Source organism: Salmonella sp. 32100201201700099SM, assembly GCF_017572645.1.
In the GTDB taxonomy this organism is placed as follows: Bacteria; Pseudomonadota; Gammaproteobacteria; order Enterobacterales; family Enterobacteriaceae; genus Salmonella; species Salmonella enterica.
In genome coordinates, this window is the sequence record NZ_JAGERQ010000004.1 from 324,357 (window position 1) to 344,610 (window position 20,254).

General features: G+C 52.4%; 29 protein-coding genes and 1 pseudogene. 27 read left to right on the plus strand and 3 right to left on the minus strand.

All coding sequences use genetic code 11. The features are described 5' to 3' along the window. Positions 1-4 precede the first annotated feature (4 nt). The 5 genes from J4685_RS08995 to J4685_RS09015 all read left to right on the plus strand — a co-directional run bounded on the left by J4685_RS08995 (position 5) and on the right by J4685_RS09015 (position 3,402). A complete protein-coding gene (locus J4685_RS08995) occupies positions 5-238 on the plus strand; it encodes a DinI family protein (RefSeq protein ID WP_001217561.1) in 234 nt (77 codons plus the stop codon). Positions 239-333: 95 nt separating this feature from the next. After that, positions 334-552, plus strand: coding sequence for a hypothetical protein (locus J4685_RS09000; protein WP_000835188.1), 219 nt, complete (start codon positions 334-336; stop codon positions 550-552). Between the two features lie 9 nt (positions 553-561). Then, on the plus strand, positions 562-1,626 hold the full coding sequence (locus J4685_RS09005) for a hypothetical protein (RefSeq protein WP_000829584.1): 1,065 nt from the start codon (positions 562-564) through the stop codon (positions 1,624-1,626). After that, complete coding sequence (locus tag J4685_RS09010; RefSeq protein ID WP_000789325.1) at positions 1,623-2,687, plus strand: hypothetical protein; 1,065 nt, start codon at positions 1,623-1,625, stop codon at positions 2,685-2,687. Before J4685_RS09005 ends, J4685_RS09010 begins: the two co-directional genes overlap by 4 nt. 19 nt (positions 2,688-2,706) lie before the next feature. After that, complete coding sequence (locus tag J4685_RS09015; RefSeq protein ID WP_000080839.1) at positions 2,707-3,402, plus strand: hypothetical protein; 696 nt, start codon at positions 2,707-2,709, stop codon at positions 3,400-3,402. Between the two features lie 48 nt (positions 3,403-3,450). On the opposite strand, the gene J4685_RS09020 is transcribed toward J4685_RS09015, so the two are convergent. Together J4685_RS09020 and J4685_RS09025 are read right to left on the minus strand one after the other, a co-directional pair. Continuing rightward, positions 3,451-4,494 carry a phage portal protein gene (locus J4685_RS09020; RefSeq protein WP_011233140.1) on the minus strand — a complete coding sequence of 348 codons (1,044 nt, stop codon included), beginning with the start codon at positions 4,492-4,494 and terminating at the stop codon, positions 3,451-3,453. After that, positions 4,494-6,260: a terminase ATPase subunit family protein gene (locus J4685_RS09025; RefSeq protein ID WP_001098454.1), complete on the minus strand. Its 1,767-nt coding sequence runs from the start codon at positions 6,258-6,260 to the stop codon at positions 4,494-4,496. The genes J4685_RS09020 and J4685_RS09025 overlap by 1 nt, the downstream gene beginning before the upstream one ends. 142 nt (positions 6,261-6,402) lie before the next feature. Here J4685_RS09025 and J4685_RS09030 point away from each other — a divergent pair, with 142 nt between their 5' ends. The 18 genes from J4685_RS09030 to J4685_RS09110 all read left to right on the plus strand — a co-directional run bounded on the left by J4685_RS09030 (position 6,403) and on the right by J4685_RS09110 (position 16,740). Then, positions 6,403-7,236: a GPO family capsid scaffolding protein gene (locus J4685_RS09030; RefSeq protein ID WP_000216272.1), complete on the plus strand. Its 834-nt coding sequence runs from the start codon at positions 6,403-6,405 to the stop codon at positions 7,234-7,236. A gap of 16 nt (positions 7,237-7,252) precedes the next feature. Continuing rightward, on the plus strand, positions 7,253-8,317 hold the full coding sequence (locus J4685_RS09035) for a phage major capsid protein, P2 family (RefSeq protein WP_000730751.1): 1,065 nt from the start codon (positions 7,253-7,255) through the stop codon (positions 8,315-8,317). A gap of 3 nt (positions 8,318-8,320) precedes the next feature. After that, positions 8,321-8,971 (plus strand): terminase endonuclease subunit, encoded by a 651-nt coding sequence (locus tag J4685_RS09040; RefSeq protein WP_000059175.1) that lies wholly within the window; start codon positions 8,321-8,323, stop codon positions 8,969-8,971. 93 nt (positions 8,972-9,064) lie between these two features. Then, positions 9,065-9,529: a head completion/stabilization protein gene (locus J4685_RS09045; RefSeq protein WP_000673540.1), complete on the plus strand. Its 465-nt coding sequence runs from the start codon at positions 9,065-9,067 to the stop codon at positions 9,527-9,529. Next, entirely contained in the window at positions 9,529-9,732 is a 204-nt protein-coding gene (locus tag J4685_RS09050) for a tail protein X (protein WP_000868184.1), read from the plus strand. Before J4685_RS09045 ends, J4685_RS09050 begins: the two co-directional genes overlap by 1 nt. Before the next feature lie 3 nt (positions 9,733-9,735). After that, positions 9,736-9,951, plus strand: a complete 216-nt coding sequence (locus J4685_RS09055) for an HP1 family phage holin (RefSeq protein ID WP_000171565.1) — start codon at positions 9,736-9,738, stop codon at positions 9,949-9,951. Next, entirely contained in the window at positions 9,932-10,441 is a 510-nt protein-coding gene (locus J4685_RS09060; RefSeq protein WP_001069889.1) for a lysozyme, read from the plus strand. The genes J4685_RS09055 and J4685_RS09060 overlap by 20 nt, the downstream gene beginning before the upstream one ends. A 4-nt stretch (positions 10,442-10,445) precedes the next feature. Next, positions 10,446-10,823, plus strand: coding sequence for a DNZ54_00345 family protein (locus J4685_RS09065; protein WP_000731034.1), 378 nt, complete (start codon positions 10,446-10,448; stop codon positions 10,821-10,823). Further along, positions 10,820-11,248 carry an Rz-like lysis system protein LysB gene (gene lysB / locus J4685_RS09070; RefSeq protein WP_024131238.1) on the plus strand — a complete coding sequence of 143 codons (429 nt, stop codon included), beginning with the start codon at positions 10,820-10,822 and terminating at the stop codon, positions 11,246-11,248. The genes J4685_RS09065 and lysB overlap by 4 nt, the downstream gene beginning before the upstream one ends. Continuing rightward, positions 11,133-11,381 (plus strand): Rz1-like lysis system protein LysC, encoded by a 249-nt coding sequence (gene lysC, locus J4685_RS22520; protein ID WP_223229656.1) that lies wholly within the window; start codon positions 11,133-11,135, stop codon positions 11,379-11,381. The genes lysB and lysC overlap by 116 nt, the downstream gene beginning before the upstream one ends. Beyond that, positions 11,344-11,775: a phage tail protein gene (locus J4685_RS09075; protein ID WP_001039961.1), complete on the plus strand. Its 432-nt coding sequence runs from the start codon at positions 11,344-11,346 to the stop codon at positions 11,773-11,775. Before lysC ends, J4685_RS09075 begins: the two co-directional genes overlap by 38 nt. Beyond that, a complete protein-coding gene (locus tag J4685_RS09080; protein ID WP_000343944.1) occupies positions 11,768-12,214 on the plus strand; it encodes a phage virion morphogenesis protein in 447 nt (148 codons plus the stop codon). The genes J4685_RS09075 and J4685_RS09080 overlap by 8 nt, the downstream gene beginning before the upstream one ends. Before the next feature lie 68 nt (positions 12,215-12,282). Beyond that, the gene (locus J4685_RS09085) at positions 12,283-12,861 is read left to right on the plus strand and encodes a phage baseplate assembly protein V (RefSeq protein WP_000993747.1); all 579 of its coding nucleotides are present in this window, start codon (positions 12,283-12,285) and stop codon (positions 12,859-12,861) included. Then, positions 12,858-13,217: a GPW/gp25 family protein gene (locus tag J4685_RS09090; protein WP_000177408.1), complete on the plus strand. Its 360-nt coding sequence runs from the start codon at positions 12,858-12,860 to the stop codon at positions 13,215-13,217. The genes J4685_RS09085 and J4685_RS09090 overlap by 4 nt, the downstream gene beginning before the upstream one ends. Next, entirely contained in the window at positions 13,204-14,112 is a 909-nt protein-coding gene (locus J4685_RS09095) for a baseplate assembly protein (protein ID WP_000268328.1), read from the plus strand. Before J4685_RS09090 ends, J4685_RS09095 begins: the two co-directional genes overlap by 14 nt. Next, positions 14,105-14,710 (plus strand): phage tail protein I, encoded by a 606-nt coding sequence (locus J4685_RS09100; RefSeq protein WP_001086800.1) that lies wholly within the window; start codon positions 14,105-14,107, stop codon positions 14,708-14,710. The genes J4685_RS09095 and J4685_RS09100 overlap by 8 nt, the downstream gene beginning before the upstream one ends. Further along, on the plus strand, positions 14,707-16,326 hold the full coding sequence (locus tag J4685_RS09105) for a phage tail protein (RefSeq protein ID WP_001274654.1): 1,620 nt from the start codon (positions 14,707-14,709) through the stop codon (positions 16,324-16,326). Before J4685_RS09100 ends, J4685_RS09105 begins: the two co-directional genes overlap by 4 nt. Before the next feature lie 6 nt (positions 16,327-16,332). Next, entirely contained in the window at positions 16,333-16,740 is a 408-nt protein-coding gene (locus tag J4685_RS09110; protein WP_000006337.1) for a tail fiber assembly protein, read from the plus strand. A gap of 197 nt (positions 16,741-16,937) precedes the next feature. On the opposite strand, the gene sopE is transcribed toward J4685_RS09110, so the two are convergent. Next, positions 16,938-17,660: an SPI-1 type III secretion system guanine nucleotide exchange factor SopE gene (sopE, locus tag J4685_RS09115; protein ID WP_000161709.1), complete on the minus strand. Its 723-nt coding sequence runs from the start codon at positions 17,658-17,660 to the stop codon at positions 16,938-16,940. Between the two features lie 210 nt (positions 17,661-17,870). Between sopE and J4685_RS09120 the strand changes: the two are divergent. The 4 genes and pseudogenes from J4685_RS09120 to J4685_RS09135 form a co-directional block, all read left to right on the plus strand. After that, positions 17,871-18,092, plus strand: a pseudogene (locus tag J4685_RS09120) (helix-turn-helix domain-containing protein); the annotation flags it as partial. Positions 18,093-18,194: 102 nt separating this feature from the next. Further along, the gene (locus tag J4685_RS09125; protein WP_000046101.1) at positions 18,195-19,367 is read left to right on the plus strand and encodes a phage tail sheath protein; all 1,173 of its coding nucleotides are present in this window, start codon (positions 18,195-18,197) and stop codon (positions 19,365-19,367) included. A 9-nt stretch (positions 19,368-19,376) separates the two neighbouring features. Continuing rightward, positions 19,377-19,892: a phage major tail tube protein gene (locus J4685_RS09130; RefSeq protein WP_001207653.1), complete on the plus strand. Its 516-nt coding sequence runs from the start codon at positions 19,377-19,379 to the stop codon at positions 19,890-19,892. A 54-nt stretch (positions 19,893-19,946) separates the two neighbouring features. Continuing rightward, positions 19,947-20,249 carry a phage tail assembly protein gene (locus J4685_RS09135; protein WP_001280965.1) on the plus strand — a complete coding sequence of 101 codons (303 nt, stop codon included), beginning with the start codon at positions 19,947-19,949 and terminating at the stop codon, positions 20,247-20,249. Positions 20,250-20,254 lie beyond the last annotated feature (5 nt).

A 20,254-nucleotide genomic window follows, 5' to 3' on the forward strand; every position in this document is an offset into this window, starting at 1 on the left:
CTGTATGCGCATTGAAATAATGATCGATAAAGAGCAGAAGATTAGCCAGGCTACACTGGACGCCCTTGAATCCGAGCTTTACCGTAATTTGCGCCCTCTGTATCCCAAAACAGCAATTCGTATCCGCAAGGGCAGCGCCAATGGTGTTGAACTGAGCGGGTTAAAACTGGATGAAGACAAAAAGCGAGTGATGGAAATAATGCAGCAGGTCTGGGAGGACGACAGCTGGTTACATTAGCGAACGTTGCGGACGATAAAACTGGTTTTTACCGTCCGCAAGGTTGAACAACGAGCCACGTGAGGCGTTAGCGCTGTTGTGCATGTCTATGCCGCATGAAATCGCATGATCGTTTGAGGATCGTTTTTGCTCAGGCCCGCCAGAACTGGCGGGCTTTTGCTTATGTCATGCAGGTGCATGAAAACCACTACACAAAGCGGGCAGGCGTGGCGGGGATACGAGCGCGCGCTCAGCGTCTCACGTTAGGTCCAAAGTCCTTGCAAGCAAAAAAGCTTACCTTTATCTTTCAATTAGAATTGTCTGCAAAAAAGTAAGGAAATCAAATGGCAGAGAACGGCCCTATTGAAGATTTGGCGAAACGCATATCGGAGGATCTACTGAGTCGATTTAAGTGGCAGCAGCATGGCCCCTGCGACCGAGATTTCCTTTGTGATGATGAGGCTAAACATAAGCCTGAAGGTAAGAAGCAGAAGCACACGCATCCTGTAGATGTTGTATTTAGTTATAAAGACCCATATTTAAACAAAGTTATTTATTTAAATACTGATTTAAAAAGTTATAAAGCAGGTTCAATAAATGCGTCAAAAATAGAATCTGCATTGGCGTCATTAGCAAAAACTATTGAATGTGCTCGCTATAGTCCTGAGTGGTCAGAAAAATATAATTTTTCTCAAATTGACTGTGAAGTTCGCGGTTTACTGTTTGTTTTTAATCATGATAATCAGTTGCAGCATGATTTTTATGAGTTTTTTAATCCTCCCAAACCCGCTAAAGGAAGAAGAGATAAGGCTGTCAACTTAGAAAAGATTCCTTTATCCGCAGGTCAGCAAATTCATATAATCGATCCGTTTCTGATTAATTATATGTTGGCAATAACGAATGATATGAATGATTTGATTGCCAAGAAAGAGTTTCCTGATGAAGAATATGGATTCTATTACCCTCAATTGACTTTTCATAAGGTTGCTGTGACTGAAAAATATCTTCCAGCTACTATAGAAGTCTTGTCATCACCTTTCATGGTTATCAAACATGGTGCTGTTTATAAATTTAACAGAGCTAAAGGTATTGAGGAGGAAGTTTATCCAGAAGGGTTTGTTGTGTATTACAACAAAAAAGGTAACAGCGACAATGAATTCTTTTATTTGTTAGATATTTTGTCAAATTATCAAATTCTTGATGGTATAAATAAAATTAGGATAAGGCTGGCATATCGAGAAAAAGATGAGAGGATTCTCTCCCATTTTCAACGGGGAGTTGAAAAATATGCGCATGAGTATGGGTTAGATGAAGAAGCTAAAAAGAGGCTTGAAGATTTAGACGTTAAAGTTGTGTCTACAGTAAAAGAATTCTTCTCTGCAGAAGTTATTTCTTGGGAGCCGAAATGAAAAATATTCACAGCGTAACTGATAAAGCTTTGTATGATGCTTTAAACCAAAAGCAAATTACCCTAAATGAAATTCAAGACCTTTTCTTAGAGAGAGGAACGATTATATGTAAAAAAACTCCTCGAAAGGAATTGGCAAGAAACTATTCTCGAATGACTCATGATTATTACGAGTATCAAAAAATTGCAACCCTGCTAGGTGGCCAGACAAGGACCGAAAAAATTACATGTGTAAGAATTGAGACTGGTATAGATAAGAAAGGTATTATAGACGCGGCAGAAAAACTTAAGAAAGAAATTACCGGGCAGGATGATTATTGTAAAATAATCGTGGATGGGCCGCGAGTTCTGATTAATATTAGATATCTTTCAACTAATTATGGAAAAAGTGATTTCAAACAGGCTATTAATAAAGAGGCGTTAATTGAAATTGAGCCTCTTGATGATGGTTACAGTATCCGTCGTCCAGATAATGAAAACCTTGACGATTACGAGGGGCTTTTACTGGGGCACATCAGCGCTATTCAGAACGAGCAAGCGGATGATAGTAACCTTGATTTAAAATTAAACGAAATTTCACTCTCTCACAATACATCTGCTGATGTTAGAACTTTATTCTTCGATAAATTAATCCGTACACTTGATGGCTATGAGTTACTGGATGTTACTGATGCTTATGTATATCACCCTAAGCCTGAAACTATAGAGGCTGAAGATGGAAACACCGAAACTGGAGTGCATGTGTCTAGGGCATCACCTAGGGGTGAGGGGGTACTTAAATCTGATGAATTAAGTGATCTTTATGATAGAGGATTCTATATCTGGAAAATAAAATGGAAGGTCAAGGAGAACTTGGCAGATCCAGATATATTTGAGCTTGAGGCCCAATTTGGTGATCCTCTCAATTGTACTAATTTCTCATATTTAGTTAAGGGAGTCAGAAAATATAAGGCAAACGGACAATATTTCAGTAAGCCGCAAAAACTCTCTGGTAGAGAAACTGAGCGATTCAATAAATTAATTGAAAATAGAGCTTATTCTATTATAATGGAAATCAGCTAATACATCATAAGGAGTGGCTATGTCACAATTAAGATTGAAGTGGATGAGATTGAAAATCAGGACCAGCCCTGAAGCTGTCTTTGATTTTATCAAAAACACGCCTTATTCTGATGCTATTGGTGCTGGTTTTACTAAGTATGAAACCATTCATAATGGTATGACTGCAACTTTCAATAAAAAATCTGTTGTTTTAGAGCCGATTGCCGATCCATTTGGTGAGGTGCTGGAATTCGAAAGGGTTGTATTTGATCAGATTAGTTTTTCTATCCAAACCCTCAGCAATAAGATATGTTTGTTAACTTTTTACAATCCTCCAAAAACAGTTAAACCTTTTATCGATTTTTTGTCTCAGGCCGAAGGGTTAAATGTTGCTTATGGGAATTTAACCGTAGATCTTAAAGCTTTCATGAGGGTCATTCGAGAAAATTTCGGCGTAAAGGTGTTTGGCATTTCCAAAGTGAAGGTGTCAAATCTTCCTGTTACTGAAAAAACAAGAGCATGTTTGGAATTGAATTCTAGCGGCGATGCTTTGCATGATTTGAAGATTTTTGTTGGGGATAGTGAATTCAAGCTCGATAAAATAAAAGCAGGAGGGTTTTACCTTGATTCAAAGATTAGTTTTGAATTAACCAGTGGGGCTTCTGCAGTGGTTCCTGATGAGCATTTTTCGATTTTCAATGATGCTATTTCATGTATGGAAATTGATAAATTTTAGGGGCGATGGTGTCATCGTTATATGATGGCACCATCTTTTATAATAAAATTAGCTTATGTCGTCGAGTGTATATTTCGCAAATCTAATGACTTCATCCCCTAACCATTCATTGAGTTCTTTAATCCTTTCTTGAAGGTGTATTAATTCATTTCGTACAAACACGCGGCTGGCCTTTTCCACATCACCAAAGCCGCCGGTATTGTTGGGGATGATGCCCATCATCTGCGGTGGCACGCGGTGCGCTGCCATCATGTCATCGCGGCTAACGTTCTTGATGTTAAGAAACTCATCCTTTGCCGCAACTTCCGACAACGGGATGATCTGGATGCCGTCCTTTTTACCATTGGGCGAGTACATAAACAGGTTGCGGAAGTTGCCCGGCCCTTTGGCGCTTTTCATTGCCTGGCGGATATTGTTCACGTCCTCCTGATTCTGTGCTGCATCGGTCATATACATGATGAACCCCGCATGGCTGCCGTTGATGTAATACTTCCGGCGGAACAGCGTTGCGGACTCGTTGAGCAGGGTTGACGGAATGGCGGAGAGATAGCCGGGCAGCCCGTAAATCTCTTGGTTAATATCCGGCTCCATAAAGTGAAAGATGTTGCCCTGTGTAAATTCATAGGGCTGCGTGGTCAGGTCGTACTGCACAAACCAGTAGGTGTCGAGGTCCAAGCCACGGCGTGTGTACTTCGCCAGTGCTGGCTCCAGTGAGAGAACGCCGCCGAGCCGGTTGGTGCGCTTTTCCAGATAGGCGTTACCGAACACCAGATAATCTTGGACGAAACGGGCAAAAGCCTGCTGGCTGAGCAGGCGGTGCGGGATGTACGTACTGCTGAGAATGTCACGCTTAACCGCTATCGGTGAGCTGTGATGCACAGCGGCGCGGTAGGTTCGCGCCAGCCCGTCAAAGCTTACTGGCGGCTCATACCATCTGTCCATCTGTACGCATTCCACATAGTCCAGCAGTTCGCGGCGGTCCAGTACCGGGATCGGATCGCCAAAGCTGAACGCTTCGGCGTGAGTTGTATTCTTCTGCTGTTCGGCCTCCTGCACTGGCGCGGTGCTGGTCAGGGCGTCGTGTTCACTCATCAAAAAATCTCCACAATATTGCTGGTATTGGCGGCTTCGCCCTGCAGCGGTTCGTTAAACAGTGCGTGCATCGTTGCCCAGGCCAAATCTGCGTGGCTGGCTTCTTCGCTGCGGCTGGCTTCATAGGTTGGGCGGTTGCCGCTGGCGGTGGTGGCCCGGCGGATAGCCATAAAGGACTGCGCAATGTCGGTATGCCCGGCGTCAAACTCCAGACGGCGGTGGCTGATAATGTCGTACGCCTTGAGCACCAGGGCGTTTTTGACGTTGGGGTTGTAGACAAACTCTCGTACTGCTGGAAAAAAGTCTTTTACGTTCAGGTAAACACCGTGACCGACGCCGGTCGAGTCGATGCCGATATAGGTCACGTTGTACTGCTGTGTCAGCTTTTTAATGGCGTCAGCCTGGGCGCGGAAGTCCATCCCACGCCACTGATGACGCTCCAGAATGCGGAACTTTCCGCCCGGTACAGTGGGCGGAGCAATAACCACACAACCTGCGCTGTCACCGTTCTGCGTACCTTTCGCCGAGTCATAACCGATCCAGACTTCGCGCCAGCCAAACGGGCGCAGCGCCAGCGCCTGAAAATCGGTCCAGACTTCCCAGCTGTCCACCATGCACGCCTGCAGTTCGCTGAGCGGGAATACTGACGCCAGATCGTCAATAAATTCGCACATCAGCAGGTTCTGGTATTCGTCCGGGCTGTACTCCATGCGCAGCTGGTCGAGGTCGAACAGGTTACAGCCGCCGCGCACCGCATCCTCCACGGTGACGATCTGGCGGTACTGTCCGTCAGGGCAGAGCAGGCCGCGTGCAAGGTTGCTGTGGGTCAGGTCAATATCTACCTTGTCCGCTTTGGCTCGGCCCCGGTTAAACAGCGCGCCGGACCAGAACGGATAGGCACTGTGGGTCAGGCTGGACGGCGTGGAAAAGTAGGTTTGTCGCCATTTCTTGTGAATGGCCATACCGGAGGCAACCTTGCGCAGCTCCTGGAATTTCGGTATCCAGAAATATTCATCAAGGTACAGGTTGCCGTGGTAGCTCTGCGCCGTACGGGCGTTGGTGCCGAGAAAGTACAATGCTGCGCCATTGGGTAGCACCATAGGATCGCCTTTCAGCTCCACCTCAACTTCTTTTGCAAAGTCGATGATGTACTGCTTAAAGACGTGCGCCTGTGCCTTACTGGCAGAAAGGAAAATCTGGTTGCGTCCGGTCAGCAGGGCGTCAATCAATGCTTCACGGGCAAAATAAAACGTGGCGCCAATCTGGCGCGACTTGAGCAGATTACGGATGCGGTTTATTTTTCCTGCTTCAAACCAGTGACGCTGATAGTCGAACATTGAGGCGTGGAAGACTTCTTCCAGCTTTTCGATCTGTTCGTCGGAGAAAACGTTCTTTTCCGGCTGCCTGCGCGGACCTTTGTTACGGTTGGCTACTTTCGGGTTTAAATCTGCTTCGTTCCCGCCGTCGTTAAATTTTCCGATCCGGGCGTGACGCTCTGACTGGCGCGCCAGCAGGTCAATTTCCTTGAAGTCTTTCCCTTCTTTCTGCTCCTTCATGATGAGCTGGCAGTAACGTGCGGCGGTGGTGAGCTGCATCTGATCCAGCGGCCCATAGTCGCCCCACTTGTCGCGTTTTTTCCAGCTGTGAACGGTTGCAACTTTTTCGCCCAGCATTTCAGCAATGCGGGCTACGCGGTATCCCTGAAAGTACAGCAGCATGGCCTGCCGACGGGGATCGAGGTCTGCGGGGGTCAGTGTCGTGTTCATGGCCCAAACATACGGCCTTGGATGGCGGCTTTCCCCGGCTGCGGTTTGTGTGGTTTACCGTACAAATACAGCGCGTTGTCTCACTCCCCCCATCACCGCAAACATAAGACTCCAGTAAGTTATTTCTAACGGAGCACGGCTCATGACAGTGAAAGCAAAGCGTTTCCGCATCGGGGTGGAAGGTGCCACCACTGACGGGCGCGAGATCCAGCGTGAATGGCTGGTACAGATGGCTGCCAGCTACAACCCGACGGTCTATACCGCGCTGATTAACCTTGAGCACATCAAGTCTTATCTGCCGGAGAGCACTTTTAACCGCTATGGCAGGGTGACGGGGCTGGTTGCAGAAGAAATCCAGGACGGCCCGCTGGCGGGCAAGATGGCACTTTATGCCGATATCGAACCCACTGACGCCCTGGTGGAACTGGTGAAAAAAGGCCAGAAGCTTTTCACCTCCATGGAGGTCAGCACGAAGTTTGCCGACACCGGCAAAGCCTACCTTGTGGGGCTGGGTGCGACGGACGATCCTGCGAGCCTTGGCACCGAAATGCTGGCTTTCAGCGCCAGCGCCGCACATAACCCGCTGGCAAACCGTAAGCAGAACCCTGAAAACCTGTTTTCGGAAGCGGTTGAAACGCTGATCGAACTGGAAGAAGCCCAGGACGAAAAGCCGTCCCTCTTTGCCAGCGTCACCGCGCTGTTCACCAAAAAAGAGCAGACCGACGATGCGCGTTTCTCCGATGTGCATAAAGCCGTGGAACTTGTCGCCACCGAGCAGCAGAACCTGAGCGAGCGCACTGATAAATCCCTGGCTGAAAACGGTGAGCGCCTTTCCGCGCTGGAGTCCTCCCTGCAGGAACAGCAGACCGCCTTTGCCGAGCTACAGCAGCAACTGAGCCGCGAAGACAGCCGCAAGGATTACCGCCAGCGCGCGCCGGGCGGTGACGCACCGGCAGGCACCCTGACCAATTGCTGATGGAGCATAAAACCCGATGAAAAAGAAAACCCGCTTTGCCTTTAACGCTTACCTGCAGCAGCTGGCGCGCCTGAATGGTGTGGATGTTGAAGAACTCTCCAGCAAGTTCACCGTGGAGCCGTCCGTGCAGCAGACTCTGGAAGACCACATCCAGCAGTCTGCTGCTTTCCTGACGCTGATTAACATCACGCCGGTCACTGAGCAGTCCGGTCAGTTGCTGGGGCTGGGCGTTGGCAGCACCATTGCCGGAACCACCGATACCACCACCAAAGAGCGCGAGCCTACCGATCCGACGCTGATGGAAGACGTGGAATACAAATGCGAGCAGACCAACTTTGATACGGTGCTGACCTACGCAAAACTGGACCTGTGGGCGAAATTCCAGGACTTCCAGGTGCGTATCCGCAACGCCATCGTCAAGCGTCAGGCGCTGGACCGCATCATGATCGGCTTTAACGGCGTGAAGCGCGCCAAAACCTCCAACCGTGCTGAAAACCCGCTGCTGCAGGACGTCAATAAAGGCTGGCTGCAGAAAATCCGCGAAGACGCGCCGGATCACGTCATGGGCAGCAAAACCGCAGAAGACGGCACCACTACTGCAGAACCAGTAAAAGTAGGTCCGGGTGGTAAGTATGTAAATCTTGACGCGGTGGTGATGGATACCGTCAACGAGCTGATCGATGTGGAGTATCAGGATGATGACGAGCTGGTTGTTGTCTGCGGACGTGAACTGCTGTCTGACAAGTATTTCCCGCTGGTCAACAAAGAGCAGGACAACAGCGAGAAAATCGCCGCCGATCTGATCATCAGCCAGAAACGCATGGGCGGCCTGCAGGCTGTGCGCGCGCCTTTCTTCCCGGCAAATGCCCTGCTGATCACCCGTCTGGATAACCTGTCCATCTACTGGCAGGAAGACACCCGCCGCCGTTCAGTTATCGACAACCCGAAACGCGACCGGATTGAAAACTTTGAATCCGTCAACGAGGCGTATGTGGTCGAGGACTACCGCTGCGCGGCGCTGGTAGAAAACATCGAAATCGGTGATTTCAGCGCGCCTGCCGCACCGGAAAGTGGGGAATAACGCATGAGCCTGAGTCCCGCACGGCAGCACCGCCTGCGCATTCAGGCTGAACAGGCCGCCCGTGAGGGCGGCAGTGTTCGCCATGCGTCGGGCTATGACCTGATGCTGCTGCAGCTGGCAGAAGACCGCCGCCGCCTCAAGGGCGTCCAGTCCACGGTGAAAAAGGCGGAAATCAAGGTGGAACTGCTGCCGAAATATTCCGCCTGGGCGGAGGGCGTGCTGGCTGCCGGAGGTGCGCAGCAGGATGACGTGCTGATGTACGTGATGCTGTGGCGTATCGACGCCGGTGATTATGCCGGTGCGCTCGAAATCGGGCGCCATGCGCTGCGCCATGGCTGGGTGATGCCTCTGGGCAACCGTAACGTGCAGACCGTGCTGGCAGAAGAAATGGCAGACGCGGCGCAAAGCGCTCTGCTTGCCGCTGCCGGTTTTGATGCCGATCCGCTTCTGCAGACGCTGGACCTGACCACCGATCTGGATATGCCGGACCAGTCGCGGGCGCGCCTGCATAAAGCCATCGGTGCTGTACTGAGCGAAAGCAACCCGGCGTCTGCCCTGAATCACCTTAACCATGCGCTGCAGCTTGATCCCCGCTGCGGTGTGAAAAAAGAAAAGCAGCAGCTGGAGCGCAGACTGCGCAATGACAGCCGCTAACGAACGTGCCCCGCGCACGGGCGGCACGGGATGGCGAAAGGCACTGCCACATCAAAATTCCGTCCACCGCCCACTTATTCAGGAGAACGCCGCATGAAGTTTGTTGCGCCAGAACAGGCACCGGAACAGGCGGAGGTCATCAAAAATACGCCGTTCTGGCCTGATGTGAACCTGTCGGAATTTCGCAGTGTGATGCGCACTGACGGCACGGTGACGCAGCCGCGTTTAAAGCAGGTCGTGCTGACGGCGATCTCTGAGGTTAACGCTGAGCTGTACGACTTCCGCAACCGTCAGCAGATGCTGGGCTGGCGGACACTTGCTGAGGTTCCCGCAGAAATGCTGGACGGTAAAAGCGAGCGTATCCGGCACTACCACAACGCTGTTTTTTGCTGGGCGCGCGCTGTGCTTAATGAGCGTTATCAGGACTATGACGCCACGGCGTCAGGCGTGAAGCGAGGGGAGGAGCTGGCGGAGGCCAGCGGCGATCTGTGGCGTGATGCCCGCTGGGCCATCAGCCGGGTGCAGGATGCACCGCACTGTACGGTGGAGCTTATCTGATGAAAGTGCGTGCGCATCAGTATGACACGGTGGACGCGCTTTGCTGGCGTCATTACGGGCGCACGCAGGGTGTCACTGAGCAGGTTCTGCAGGCAAATCCGGGGCTGGCTGAGTACGGCCCATTTTTACCGCACGGGCTGCAGGTGGAGCTGCCGGACATTACGGCGTCAACCACGGCGCAGACCGTCCAGCTATGGGACTGAATTATGACGCTTGAACGAATCAGCGCCTTTATCACTTACTGCATTGCCGTGCTGCTGGCATGGCTGGGCGATCTGTCGCTCAAGGATGCGTCAACGGTTGGCGGCGTACTGATTGGTGTGCTGATGCTGGCTATCAACTGGTACTACAAACACCAGTCTTTCAAATTGTTACGTGGCGGCAAGATTTCGCGGGGGGAATATGAATCCTTCAATCGTTAAGTGCTGCCTTGTCGGGGCAGTGCTGGCTATCGCAGCCACGCTGCCCGGATTTCAGTCGCTTCATACCTCCGTTGAGGGGCTGAAACTGATCGCCGATTACGAGGGATGCCGCCTGCAGCCTTATCAGTGTAGCGCGGGCGTCTGGACTGACGGGATCGGCAATACGTCCGGTGTGGTGCCTGGAAAAACCATCACGGAACGGCAGGCGGCGCAGGGACTTATCACCAATGTGCTGCGCGTGGAGCGGGCGCTGGAAAAATGTGTGGTGCAGCCGATGCCGCAAAAGGTCTATGACGCGGTGGTGTCGTTTGCTTTCAACGTGGGCACCGGCAACGCCTGCAGCTCCACGCTGGTTAAGTTGCTGAACCAGCGGCGCTGGGCGGATGCCTGCCATCAGCTGCCGCGCTGGGTATATGTCAAAGGTGTGTTTAATCAGGGGCTGGACAACCGCCGCGCGCGGGAAATGGCCTGGTGCTTAAAAGGAGCCTAACGGAATGAAAAAGAAAGTCATGAGCGTTTTTTTCCAGCTGGCATGGGCTGCGCTGTTGGTAATCAGCCTGCTGTATCCGCGCAGCGGTGCGCCGGTTCTGGTTGGTGCGTCTGTCCAGGTGTCATGCTTCCTCGCCTGGCTGCTTGCTGCGCTGTGCGCTGTCGGGTGGTTCGCCGGAGATCGGGCGCGCGATGAGGTCAGGGCGGCATTAATCAAATTCAGGGCGCACCCCGTAAAACCCGTGCGTACATGGGCTATCAGGCTGCTTATTGTTCTGTGCCTGGCGTTTTCGGGATGGGTGATCACCCTGGTGTTTTACCTGCTGACGCTGGTTTTGTATCAGATTGCCCGCTCGCAGCTTCATGAGCCGATGGCGGCCTGATGCGTGCGCTGGCGGTAGTGCTGGCGCTGGCACTTGCGGCGCTGGGCTGGCAGTCGTGGCGGTTAAACAATGCCAGCCACACCATCGAAACGCAGGGCGCGGCGCTGAAAAGCAAAACGCAGGAGCTGACGAAGAAAAACAGCCAGCTGATCGGCCTGTCCATTCTGACCGAAACCAACAGCCGGGAGCAGACGCGGCTTTATGCGGCTGCGGAGCAGACCACCGCACTGTTGCGAAGTCGCCAGCGCCGGATCGAGGAGCTAAAAAGTGAAAACGAGGATTTACGCCGCTGGGCTGACACTCCTTTGCCTGCTGACATTATCAGGTTGCGGGACCGCCCGGCCCTCGCCGGAGGTGCAGCTTACCGTGAGTGGCTGTCCCAGAGTGACGCAGTGCCGCCTGGAAAGGTCAGCGCCGCGCAGTAACGGCGATCTGAATGCGGTGCTGGATGAAACCGAGGCCGCTTGGGCGGTCTGTGCTGACAAAGTGGACACAATTATTGCGTGTCAGGAGCGAGACAGTGAACAAACCGCAGTCCTTACGCAGCGCCCTGAATAAAGCGGTTGCCTATGTCCGGGACAACCCGGACAAGCTGCACCTTTTCGTTGATAACGGATCACTGGTGGCAACAGGAGCCAGTTCCATGTCATGGGAATACCGCTACACCCTGAACGTGGTGATCGAGGATTTCAGCGGCGACCAGAATCTGCTGATGGCCCCAGTCCTGCTGTGGCTCAGTACCAGCCAGCCGGACGCCATCAACAACCCGGATCTGCGCGAAAAACTGTTCACCTTTGAAGTGGATATTCTGCGAAACGATGTGTGCGATATCAGCATGAACCTGCAACTGACTGAGCGTGTGCTGGTCAGCACTGACGGCAGCGTGTCAAGCGTTGAAGCGGTGCCGGAGCCGGACGAACCCGAAGAAATGTGGACGGTGAAACGTGGATGAGCTGCAGAAGGTTGATGACTGGCTGACGGCGCTGCTGGCGAATCTGGAGCCTGCCGCACGCAACCGTATGATGCGGCAACTGGCGCAACAGTTGCGCCGGACGCAGCAGCAGAACATCAGGCTGCAGCGTAATCCTGACGGCATCGGCTATGAGCCGCGCAGGGTGACAGCCCGCAGCAAGAAGGGACGTATCAAACGCCAGATGTTTGCAAAGCTTCGCACCACAAAATACCTGAAAACCGCCGCCAGTGCGGACTCCGCCAGCGTGCAGTTTGATGGCAAGGTGCAGCGCATTGCCCGTGTTCACCATTACGGCCTGCGTGATCGCGTCAGCCGAAAAGGCCCGGAGGTCCGCTACGCAGAGCGCCGCCTTTTGGGCGTGAATGATGAGGTGGAAACCATCACCCGTGACACTCTGCTGCGCTGGCTGGCGGGGTGATCTTTGTGCCACTGCTGGCACAAGCGCCCGCGCTGCCTCCCTTTTCCCTCTGATGGCAACCTTTCGTTATGAATGCACAACTGACCGAAATCATGCGCCTTATCACCAACCTGATCCGCACCGGCACCGTGACCGAAGTGGACCGGGAAAACTGGCTGTGCCGGGTGAAAGTGGGCGAGCTTGAAACTAACTGGATTAACTGGCTGACGCTGCGTGCCGGTGGTGCCCGTACATGGTGGTGCCCGTCGCCGGATGAGCAGGTGGTGGTGCTGAGCATGGGCGGCAATCTGGAAACCGCTTTTGTGCTGCCCGCCATCTACTCCAATCAGTTTGCGCCGCCGTCGGATTCTGTGGACGGCTGCGTGACGGAGTACCCGGACGGGGGCTGGTTTGAGTACGAACCCGCCACCGGGAGGTGGCATGTCCGGGGTATCAAATCCATGGTGATCGAGGCGGCGGACAATATCACCCTAAAAACCGGTGAGTTTGTGGTGGAGGCTGACACAACACGCATTAATAGCGAGGTGGTGATCAACGGCGGCGTCACCCAGGGCGGCGGCGCAATGAGTTCTAACGGGGTCGTGATGGATAAACACGGTCACACTGGCGTTAAGCCAGGCGGGGATACATCGGGAGGTCCGGTATGACGTTGTATATCGGTATGAGCAGGAATGACGGGCAGGTCATTGCAGATACCGACCATCTGCGCCAGTCGGTGCGGGATATTCTGCTGACGCCGCAGGGCAGTCGTCTTGCTCGCCGGGAATATGGCTCCCTACTGTCAGCCCTGATTGACCAGCCGCAGAACCCGGCACTGCGCCTGCAGATTATGTCTGCAGTCTATGTGGCGCTGAACCGCTGGGAGCCGCGCCTTACGCTGGACTCCATCACCATCAACGGCAATTTTGACGGCTCTATGGTGGTTGAGCTTACCGGGCAGCGCAACAACGGCGCGCCGGTTTCACTTTCGGTAACTACAGGAGCAGACAATGGCAGTGATTGACCTTTCCCGGCTGCCCGCGCCGCAGATAGTGGACGTGCCGGATTTTGAGACGCTGCTGGCTGAGCGCAAGGCCGCTTTTGTGGCTCTTTATCCTGTGGATGAACAGGACGCGGTGCGGCGCACGCTGGCGCTGGAATCTGAACCCGTCACCAAGCTGCTGCAGGAAAGCACATACCGCGAAATCCTGCTGCGCCAGCGTATTAACGAGGCTGCGCAGGCGGTGATGGTGGCCTATTCGATGGGAAATGATCTTGAGCAGCTGGCAGCCAACTGCAACGTGAAACGCCTGACTGTAGTGCCTGCTGATAATGATGCAGTACCGCCGGTCGCCGCAGTGATGGAAGATGATGAGGCGCTACGCCAGCGCATCCCTGCTGCGTTTGAGGGGTTGTCGGTTGCTGGCCCGACGGGAGCCTATGAATTTCACGCCAGAAGTGCGGACGGACGTGTGGCAGATGCCAGCGCAACCAGTCCGGCCCCTGCAGAGGTGGTACTTACCGTGCTGAGCCGGGAGGGTGACGGTACAGCAGTAAAAGACCTGCTGGATGTGGTTGAAAAAGCCCTGAACAGTGAGAGTGTACGCCCGGTGGCTGACCGTCTGACGGTTCGTAGTGCGGAGATCATCCCGTACCGGGTGGAGGCTACCATTTTTCTTTATCCGGGGCCGGAAGCGGAGCCTGTTATGGTGGCGGCAAAAGCCAGCCTGCAGAGGTACATCGCCAGTCAGACGCGGCTGGGACGTGATATCCGCCGCAGCGCCATTTATGCCGCGTTGCACGTGGAGGGCGTCCAGCGTGTGGAGCTGACGTCCCCTCTGGAGGATGTGGTGCTGGATAAGACACAGGCGGCATCCTGTACCGAATGGAGCGTTACCAACGGGGGCACGGATGAATAGTCTGTTGCCGCCGGGTTCGTCGCCGCTTGAGCGCCGACTGGCGCAGACCTGCAGCGGGATTTCCGATCTGCAGATATCGCTGCGTGATTTGTGGAACCCGGCAACCTGCCCGATCAGATTCCTGCCTTATCTGGCCTGGGCGTTTTCCGTTGACCGCTGGGATGAAAGCTGGACAGAAAATGTCAAACGCCGTGTGGTGCAGGATGCTTTCTATATCCATCAGCATAAAGGAACAACCAGCGCCGTGCGGCGTGTGGTTGAGCCGTTCGGCTTCCTGATCCGCATCATTGAGTGGTGGCAGACCGGCGAAACGCCGGGGACGTTCCGTCTGGATATTGGCGTACAGGATCATGGTATCACCGAAGACACCTATCTGGAGCTTGAGCGCCTGATAAGCGATGCCAAACCATGCAGCCGCCACATGACAGGTATGTCCATTAATATGCAGACCAGCGGCCCTTACTGGGTTGGCGCAGCCAGCTACCTTGGCGAAGAAATCACGGTGTATCCGTATATCAACGAAACCATCATTTCCGGCGGCACCGCACATGAAGGCGGGGCAGTCCATGTTATTGACACAATGAGAGTGAATCCATGAGCGCAAAATTTTATACCCTGCTGACGGAGATCGGCGCGGCGAAACTGGCAAGCGCCACCGCGCTCGGTATCCCGCTGAAAATTACCCATATGGCGGTGGGCGACGGTGGCGGTGTGCTGCCCACACCCAGCGCACAACAGACCGCGTTAGTTGCTGAGAGGCGCCGCGCAGCGCTGAATATGTTGTATATCGACCCGCAGAACAACAGCCAGATTATTGCTGAGCAGGTAATCCCGGAAACTGAGGGCGGGTGGTGGATTCGTGAAGTTGGCCTGTTTGATGAAACCGGTGCGCTGATCGCTGTGGGTAACTGCCCTGAGAGCTACAAGCCGCAGCTGACAGAAGGGAGCGGACGTACGCAGACCGTGCGCATGGTACTGATTACCAGCAGCACCGATAACATCACCCTGAAAATTGACCCTGCAGTAGTGCTGGCAACCCGTAAATATGTAGATGATAAGGCGCTGGAGCTGAAGGTATATGTAGACGACCTGATGGCAAAGCATCTTGCTGCGCCGGACCCGCATTCACAGTATGCGCAGAAGGACAGCCCGACACTCACAGGGATTCCAAAGGTACCGACGCCAGCGGCGGGTAACAGCACTAAACAGATTGCGAACACGGAATTTGTGGCATCGTCTATTGCGGCAATGGTGGATTCTGCGCCTGCAGCACTGGATACGCTGAACGAGCTGGCAGCGGCTCTGGGGAATGACCCGAATTTTGCCACAACGATGTTAAACGCTCTTGGTGGAAAGCAGCCGCTGGACAATACGCTGACGAATTTAAGCGGAAAAGATGTCGCCGGCCTTCTCGCATACTTCGGTTTAGGAGAAACGATAAATCGTGCCGCCGATGCGCTACAAAAATCACAGAACGGTGCAGACATTCCTGACAAGCCGCGGTTTGTACAAAATATCGGTTTAAAAGAAACCCTGAACCCGACAAAACGCGTGAGTATAGGCAATATCGGAACCGGCGTTTTTGACGGCAGCACACCGTGTATAAATATCGGTGACAGTGACAGTGGATTTATCGGCAGCGCGGATGGCGTACTGGATATTTACTGTAACGGTGCCAAAGTGGGTTATATCAATGGTAACGGATTACACATGCTCACTGATATTCATTTCGATAATGCGCGCATGACCACTAATGGTGACATTTTTAGTTCAGTGTGGGGGGATAACTGGCTGAGTATCTGGATTACTAATCAGCTAAATACCCGTGGAACGATTGACTGGATCAATAGTGAACTGGCAATTCGTGACAACAACATCAACACCCGCGCCACCATTGATTATGTTAACCAGACTTTCGCCCGTAAAAATACCGGCAGCATTCAGGACTGGGGCTGGATTCTGGACGACAGCACCGGATTTATAATGCAGTGGGGAACACTTGGTAACTCAAACGGAACCTACAATTTCCCGCGCGCTTTCCCTGTTGGTTGCTTTGCCGTTTTTGTAACCAATACCAACGCTCAGGGCACCCAGGTGGATAACGCATTCGGATACCCGGTGAGCAACAGTCAGTTTTTTGCCGCCACCAAGTCATCAGGAATGGCCAATCTGGTCAATAATTTTCCTGTAGCCTGGTTTGCGATTGGGAGATAAATATCAATGAGCGAATATTATTACAGCTTTAAAGAAAAAGGTTTTTTCTGGCAACCGGATACCGAATCCGATAATTACCCTGACGATTTAATTCCCCTGACAGATGAGTATTATCGCGAGCTGATGCAGGGCCAGGTGGACGGAAAATATATCGAGCACAGGAAAGGAGGCCCGGTACTGGTTGAGCATCGCGAATATACGCCTGAAGAGCTGGTTGCACAGGCTGAAGCCAGAAAAGCGGAACTTCTTGCTGAGGCAGAGTCAGTTATTGCGCCACTGGCGCGGGCGGTAAAACTGAAAATTGCCACAGATGAAGAGATTAAACGGCTGGAAGCATGGGAACTTTATAGCGTAATGGTAAACCGGGTGGATACAGCTAACCCAGACTGGCCGGAGAAACCAGCTCAGATATAAAAATATAGATATGTAGTAGAGACTGCTGCTATATGTTATATAGCAGCAATGGCTATTTTTTTTGATGGTTGAGTGTATAATTTTAGCACTGGTAAATGACGGTTTAGCTCCGGAGTTAGTTCCTGGGGAAAATTATGGATACTATTGGTTCATATTAATCAGGAAGAGGCTCCGCATATTTTTTGGTTTTTCTGTGTTCAGGGAGTGTATTGTATATATTTATTAGCAATGTTTTCTAGTATCAGTTGGAATTGCTGTGGAGTCGGCATAGCACACTCATTAAACAGTGGTGCAACTTCTGTCATAATGATCTTCTCCGCATAGATTTTAAAGGATGCCTGCTGATGTTGATTGATAAACATACGTGGATACTTACTGTTTGCTGATGAAATCAACGGAGTTATAAAAGGATTGGCCCCTGCGCCGCTTGGCGTAAAAACGTCATTTTTGGTTGTTCCGGGCAGACCTACATTTTTCGCTGCTTCGCCAATTTCCTGAAGAAAAGGCGCTATGTTGATCCCTTTGCTGATGAGCAAATTACAACACTGATCTTTATTCTTGCTGTAAACTGCCGATAGTATAGCTTCACGGGTCTGGCTGGCGTATGCGGGGTCTTTACTCGCACTACCTCTAATATCTATATCATTGAGCGTTTGAAGCATAAAATCTTTAACGACTTTATTTGTCAACACTGCCCGGCCCTCAGATGCGCTTCCTCGGTGAAAGTGTGTTGCAGAAGACTCAGTGTTCTTATGCGAAATAAAACGTTCCGATAATTTTGACCTTAATTCGATGAAGTGATTTTTTACTGCGAGAATACTTTTTGCTAAAGAATTTTTCTCGGTTGATTTTTCTTTTAGTAGTGTGGTTTCCTGTTTTTGGATTCTAAAATTCTGGGGAGATAAAGTTATTTTTGTCACGGTAATGATCCTTTTATATGTACATAACTCATTTATATATAGATAGCAGGAATACTTTTATTTTTTATAGCAAATGCTATGTCCATCTGATTGATGAATTAGAAAAATTCGGCTGATTCAATTAATGCTACAAATAGTACTATTTTTATTTTCCAGAAACTTTCAAAAAAAGTCCTTTTCGCTCAGGAGGAGCCTTGCCGTTCTGGCATTGAAATGGAGTGTGAGCTGATCGTTGAGCGTACCAGCGCCGGGTTGGAAGTGGTGCGTTCAAAAGGTCGTATTGGTGGCAGGCGTCCAAAGCTCACCCCGGAACAATGGGAGCAGGCCGGACGGTTGCTTGCCGCCGGTGAAACTCGTCATCGTGTTGGATTGCTTTTTGATGTTAGCATTTCCACTCTTTACAAGAAATTCCCTGTAAATCAGTCGCGTTGAAAGTGGCGATATTGTACCAGCACTGACACATCGTGAAATACGTGCGCCGCACGCCTGGCAACCAGAACATAAGGTATCCCTGTCAACCGGAGAGACTGCCTTATGGCTCAGGATTACCACCACGGGGTGCGCGTTGTTGAAATCAACGAGGGCACCCGACCTATTACCACGGTGAGCACTGCCATCGTGGGCATGGTCTGCACCGGCGATGATGCTGATGCGTCCGTGTTCCCCATCAATAAGCCTGTCCTGCTGACTGATGTGCTCACCGCCAGCGGTAAAGCGGGGGAGTCCGGCACGCTGGCCCGCTCGCTGGACGCGATTGCAGATCAGGCAAAACCCGTGACTGTCGTTGTGCGTGTGGCGCAGGGCGAAACCGAAGCGGAAACCACCTCCAATATTATCGGCGGCGTAACTTCCGACGGTAAGAAAACGGGCATGAAAGCGCTACTGTCGGCGCAGTCGCAGCTCGGTGTCAAGCCGCGCATTCTTGGGGTGCCGGGACATGACACTCAGGCCGTTGCTACTGAACTGCTGGGCGTGGCGCAAAGCTTGCGCGGGTTTGCCTACCTTGCTGCTAATGGCTGCAAAACGGTGGAGGAAGCTATTGCCTATCGCGAGAATTTCAGTCAGCGCGAGGGAATGCTGATCTGGCCTGACTTCATCAACTTTGACACCGTGCTGAAAGCAGACGCGACGGCTTACGCCTCCGCCCGTGCGCTCGGCCTGCGTGCCAAAATCGACGAGCAGATCGGCTGGCATAAAACCCTGTCCAATGTGGGTGTGAACGGTGTCACCGGCATTTCCGCTGATGTGTTCTGGGATCTGCAGGACCCGGCAACCGATGCGGGACTGCTGAACAAAAATGACGTCACCACATTGATCCGCAAAGACGGCTTCCGCTTCTGGGGGTCCCGTTGTCTCAGTGACGATCCGCTGTTTGCCTTTGAGAACTACACCCGCACGGCGCAGGTGCTGGCTGACACTATGGCGGAGGCGCACATGTGGGCGGTGGATGGCGTGCTTAATCCGTCGCTGGCCCGCGACATTATTGAAGGACTACGCGCCAAGATGCGCAGTCTGGTCAACCAGGGATACCTGATTGGTGGTGACTGCTGGCTGGATGAGTCTGTTAACGATAAAGACACCCTTAAAGCCGGGAAACTGACCATCGATTATGACTACACGCCGGTGCCTCCGCTTGAAAACCTGATGCTGCGCCAGCGCATCACCGATCGTTACCTGGTCGATTTTGCCAGCCGTGTCGCTGCATAAGGGGGAATCATGGCTTTACCACGCAAGTTAAAACACCTGAACCTGTTCAACGACGGGAACAACTGGCAGGGGATCGTTGAGTCCCTGACCCTGCCGAAATTCACCCGCAAGTTTGAGAAGTATCGCGGCGGCGGTATGCCGGGCGCGGTGGACGTAGACATGGGGCTGGATGACGGCGCACTGGACACGGAATTTTCAATCGGCGGCACCGAACTGCTGTTATTCAAGCAGATGGGCAAGGCAACCGTTGACGGCATCCAGTTGCGTTTCACCGGTTCCATTCAGCGTGACGATACCGGCGAAGTGCAGGCCGTTGAGCTGGTTGTGCGCGGGCGTCATAAAGAGGTGGATTCCGGCGAGTGGAAAACCGGCGAGAGCAGCAGCACCAAAGTCAGCAGTACCAACAGCTACGCGAAGCTGACCATTAATGGTGAGGTGCTCTATGAGGTCGATCTGGTCAACATGGTAGAAATCGTTGGCGGCGTGGACCTGATGGAAGAACACCGTAATGCCCTCGGCCTCTGATTAACCTTAACGGCGCGGGCAGCCGCGCCAGTATTTCATTAACAGGAAACGAACATGAGCGACAAGCTGACTGAAAAGACCGTAAAACTGGATACCCCCATCATGCGCGGTAAAACTGAAATTACCGAAATTGTGCTGCGCAAGCCTCAGTCCGGCGCGCTGCGTGGCACCCGTCTGCAGGCCATTATGGATATGGACGTGGGCGCGATGATGACTGTGATCCCGCGAATCTCTTCCCCGACGCTGACCGCGCAGGAAATGGCAGAGCTGGACCCCGCCGATCTGACAGCAATGGCTGTAGAGGTGGTGACTTTTTTGTTGCCGAAGTCGGTGCTTGCCGATTTGCCGACAACCTGACGGTT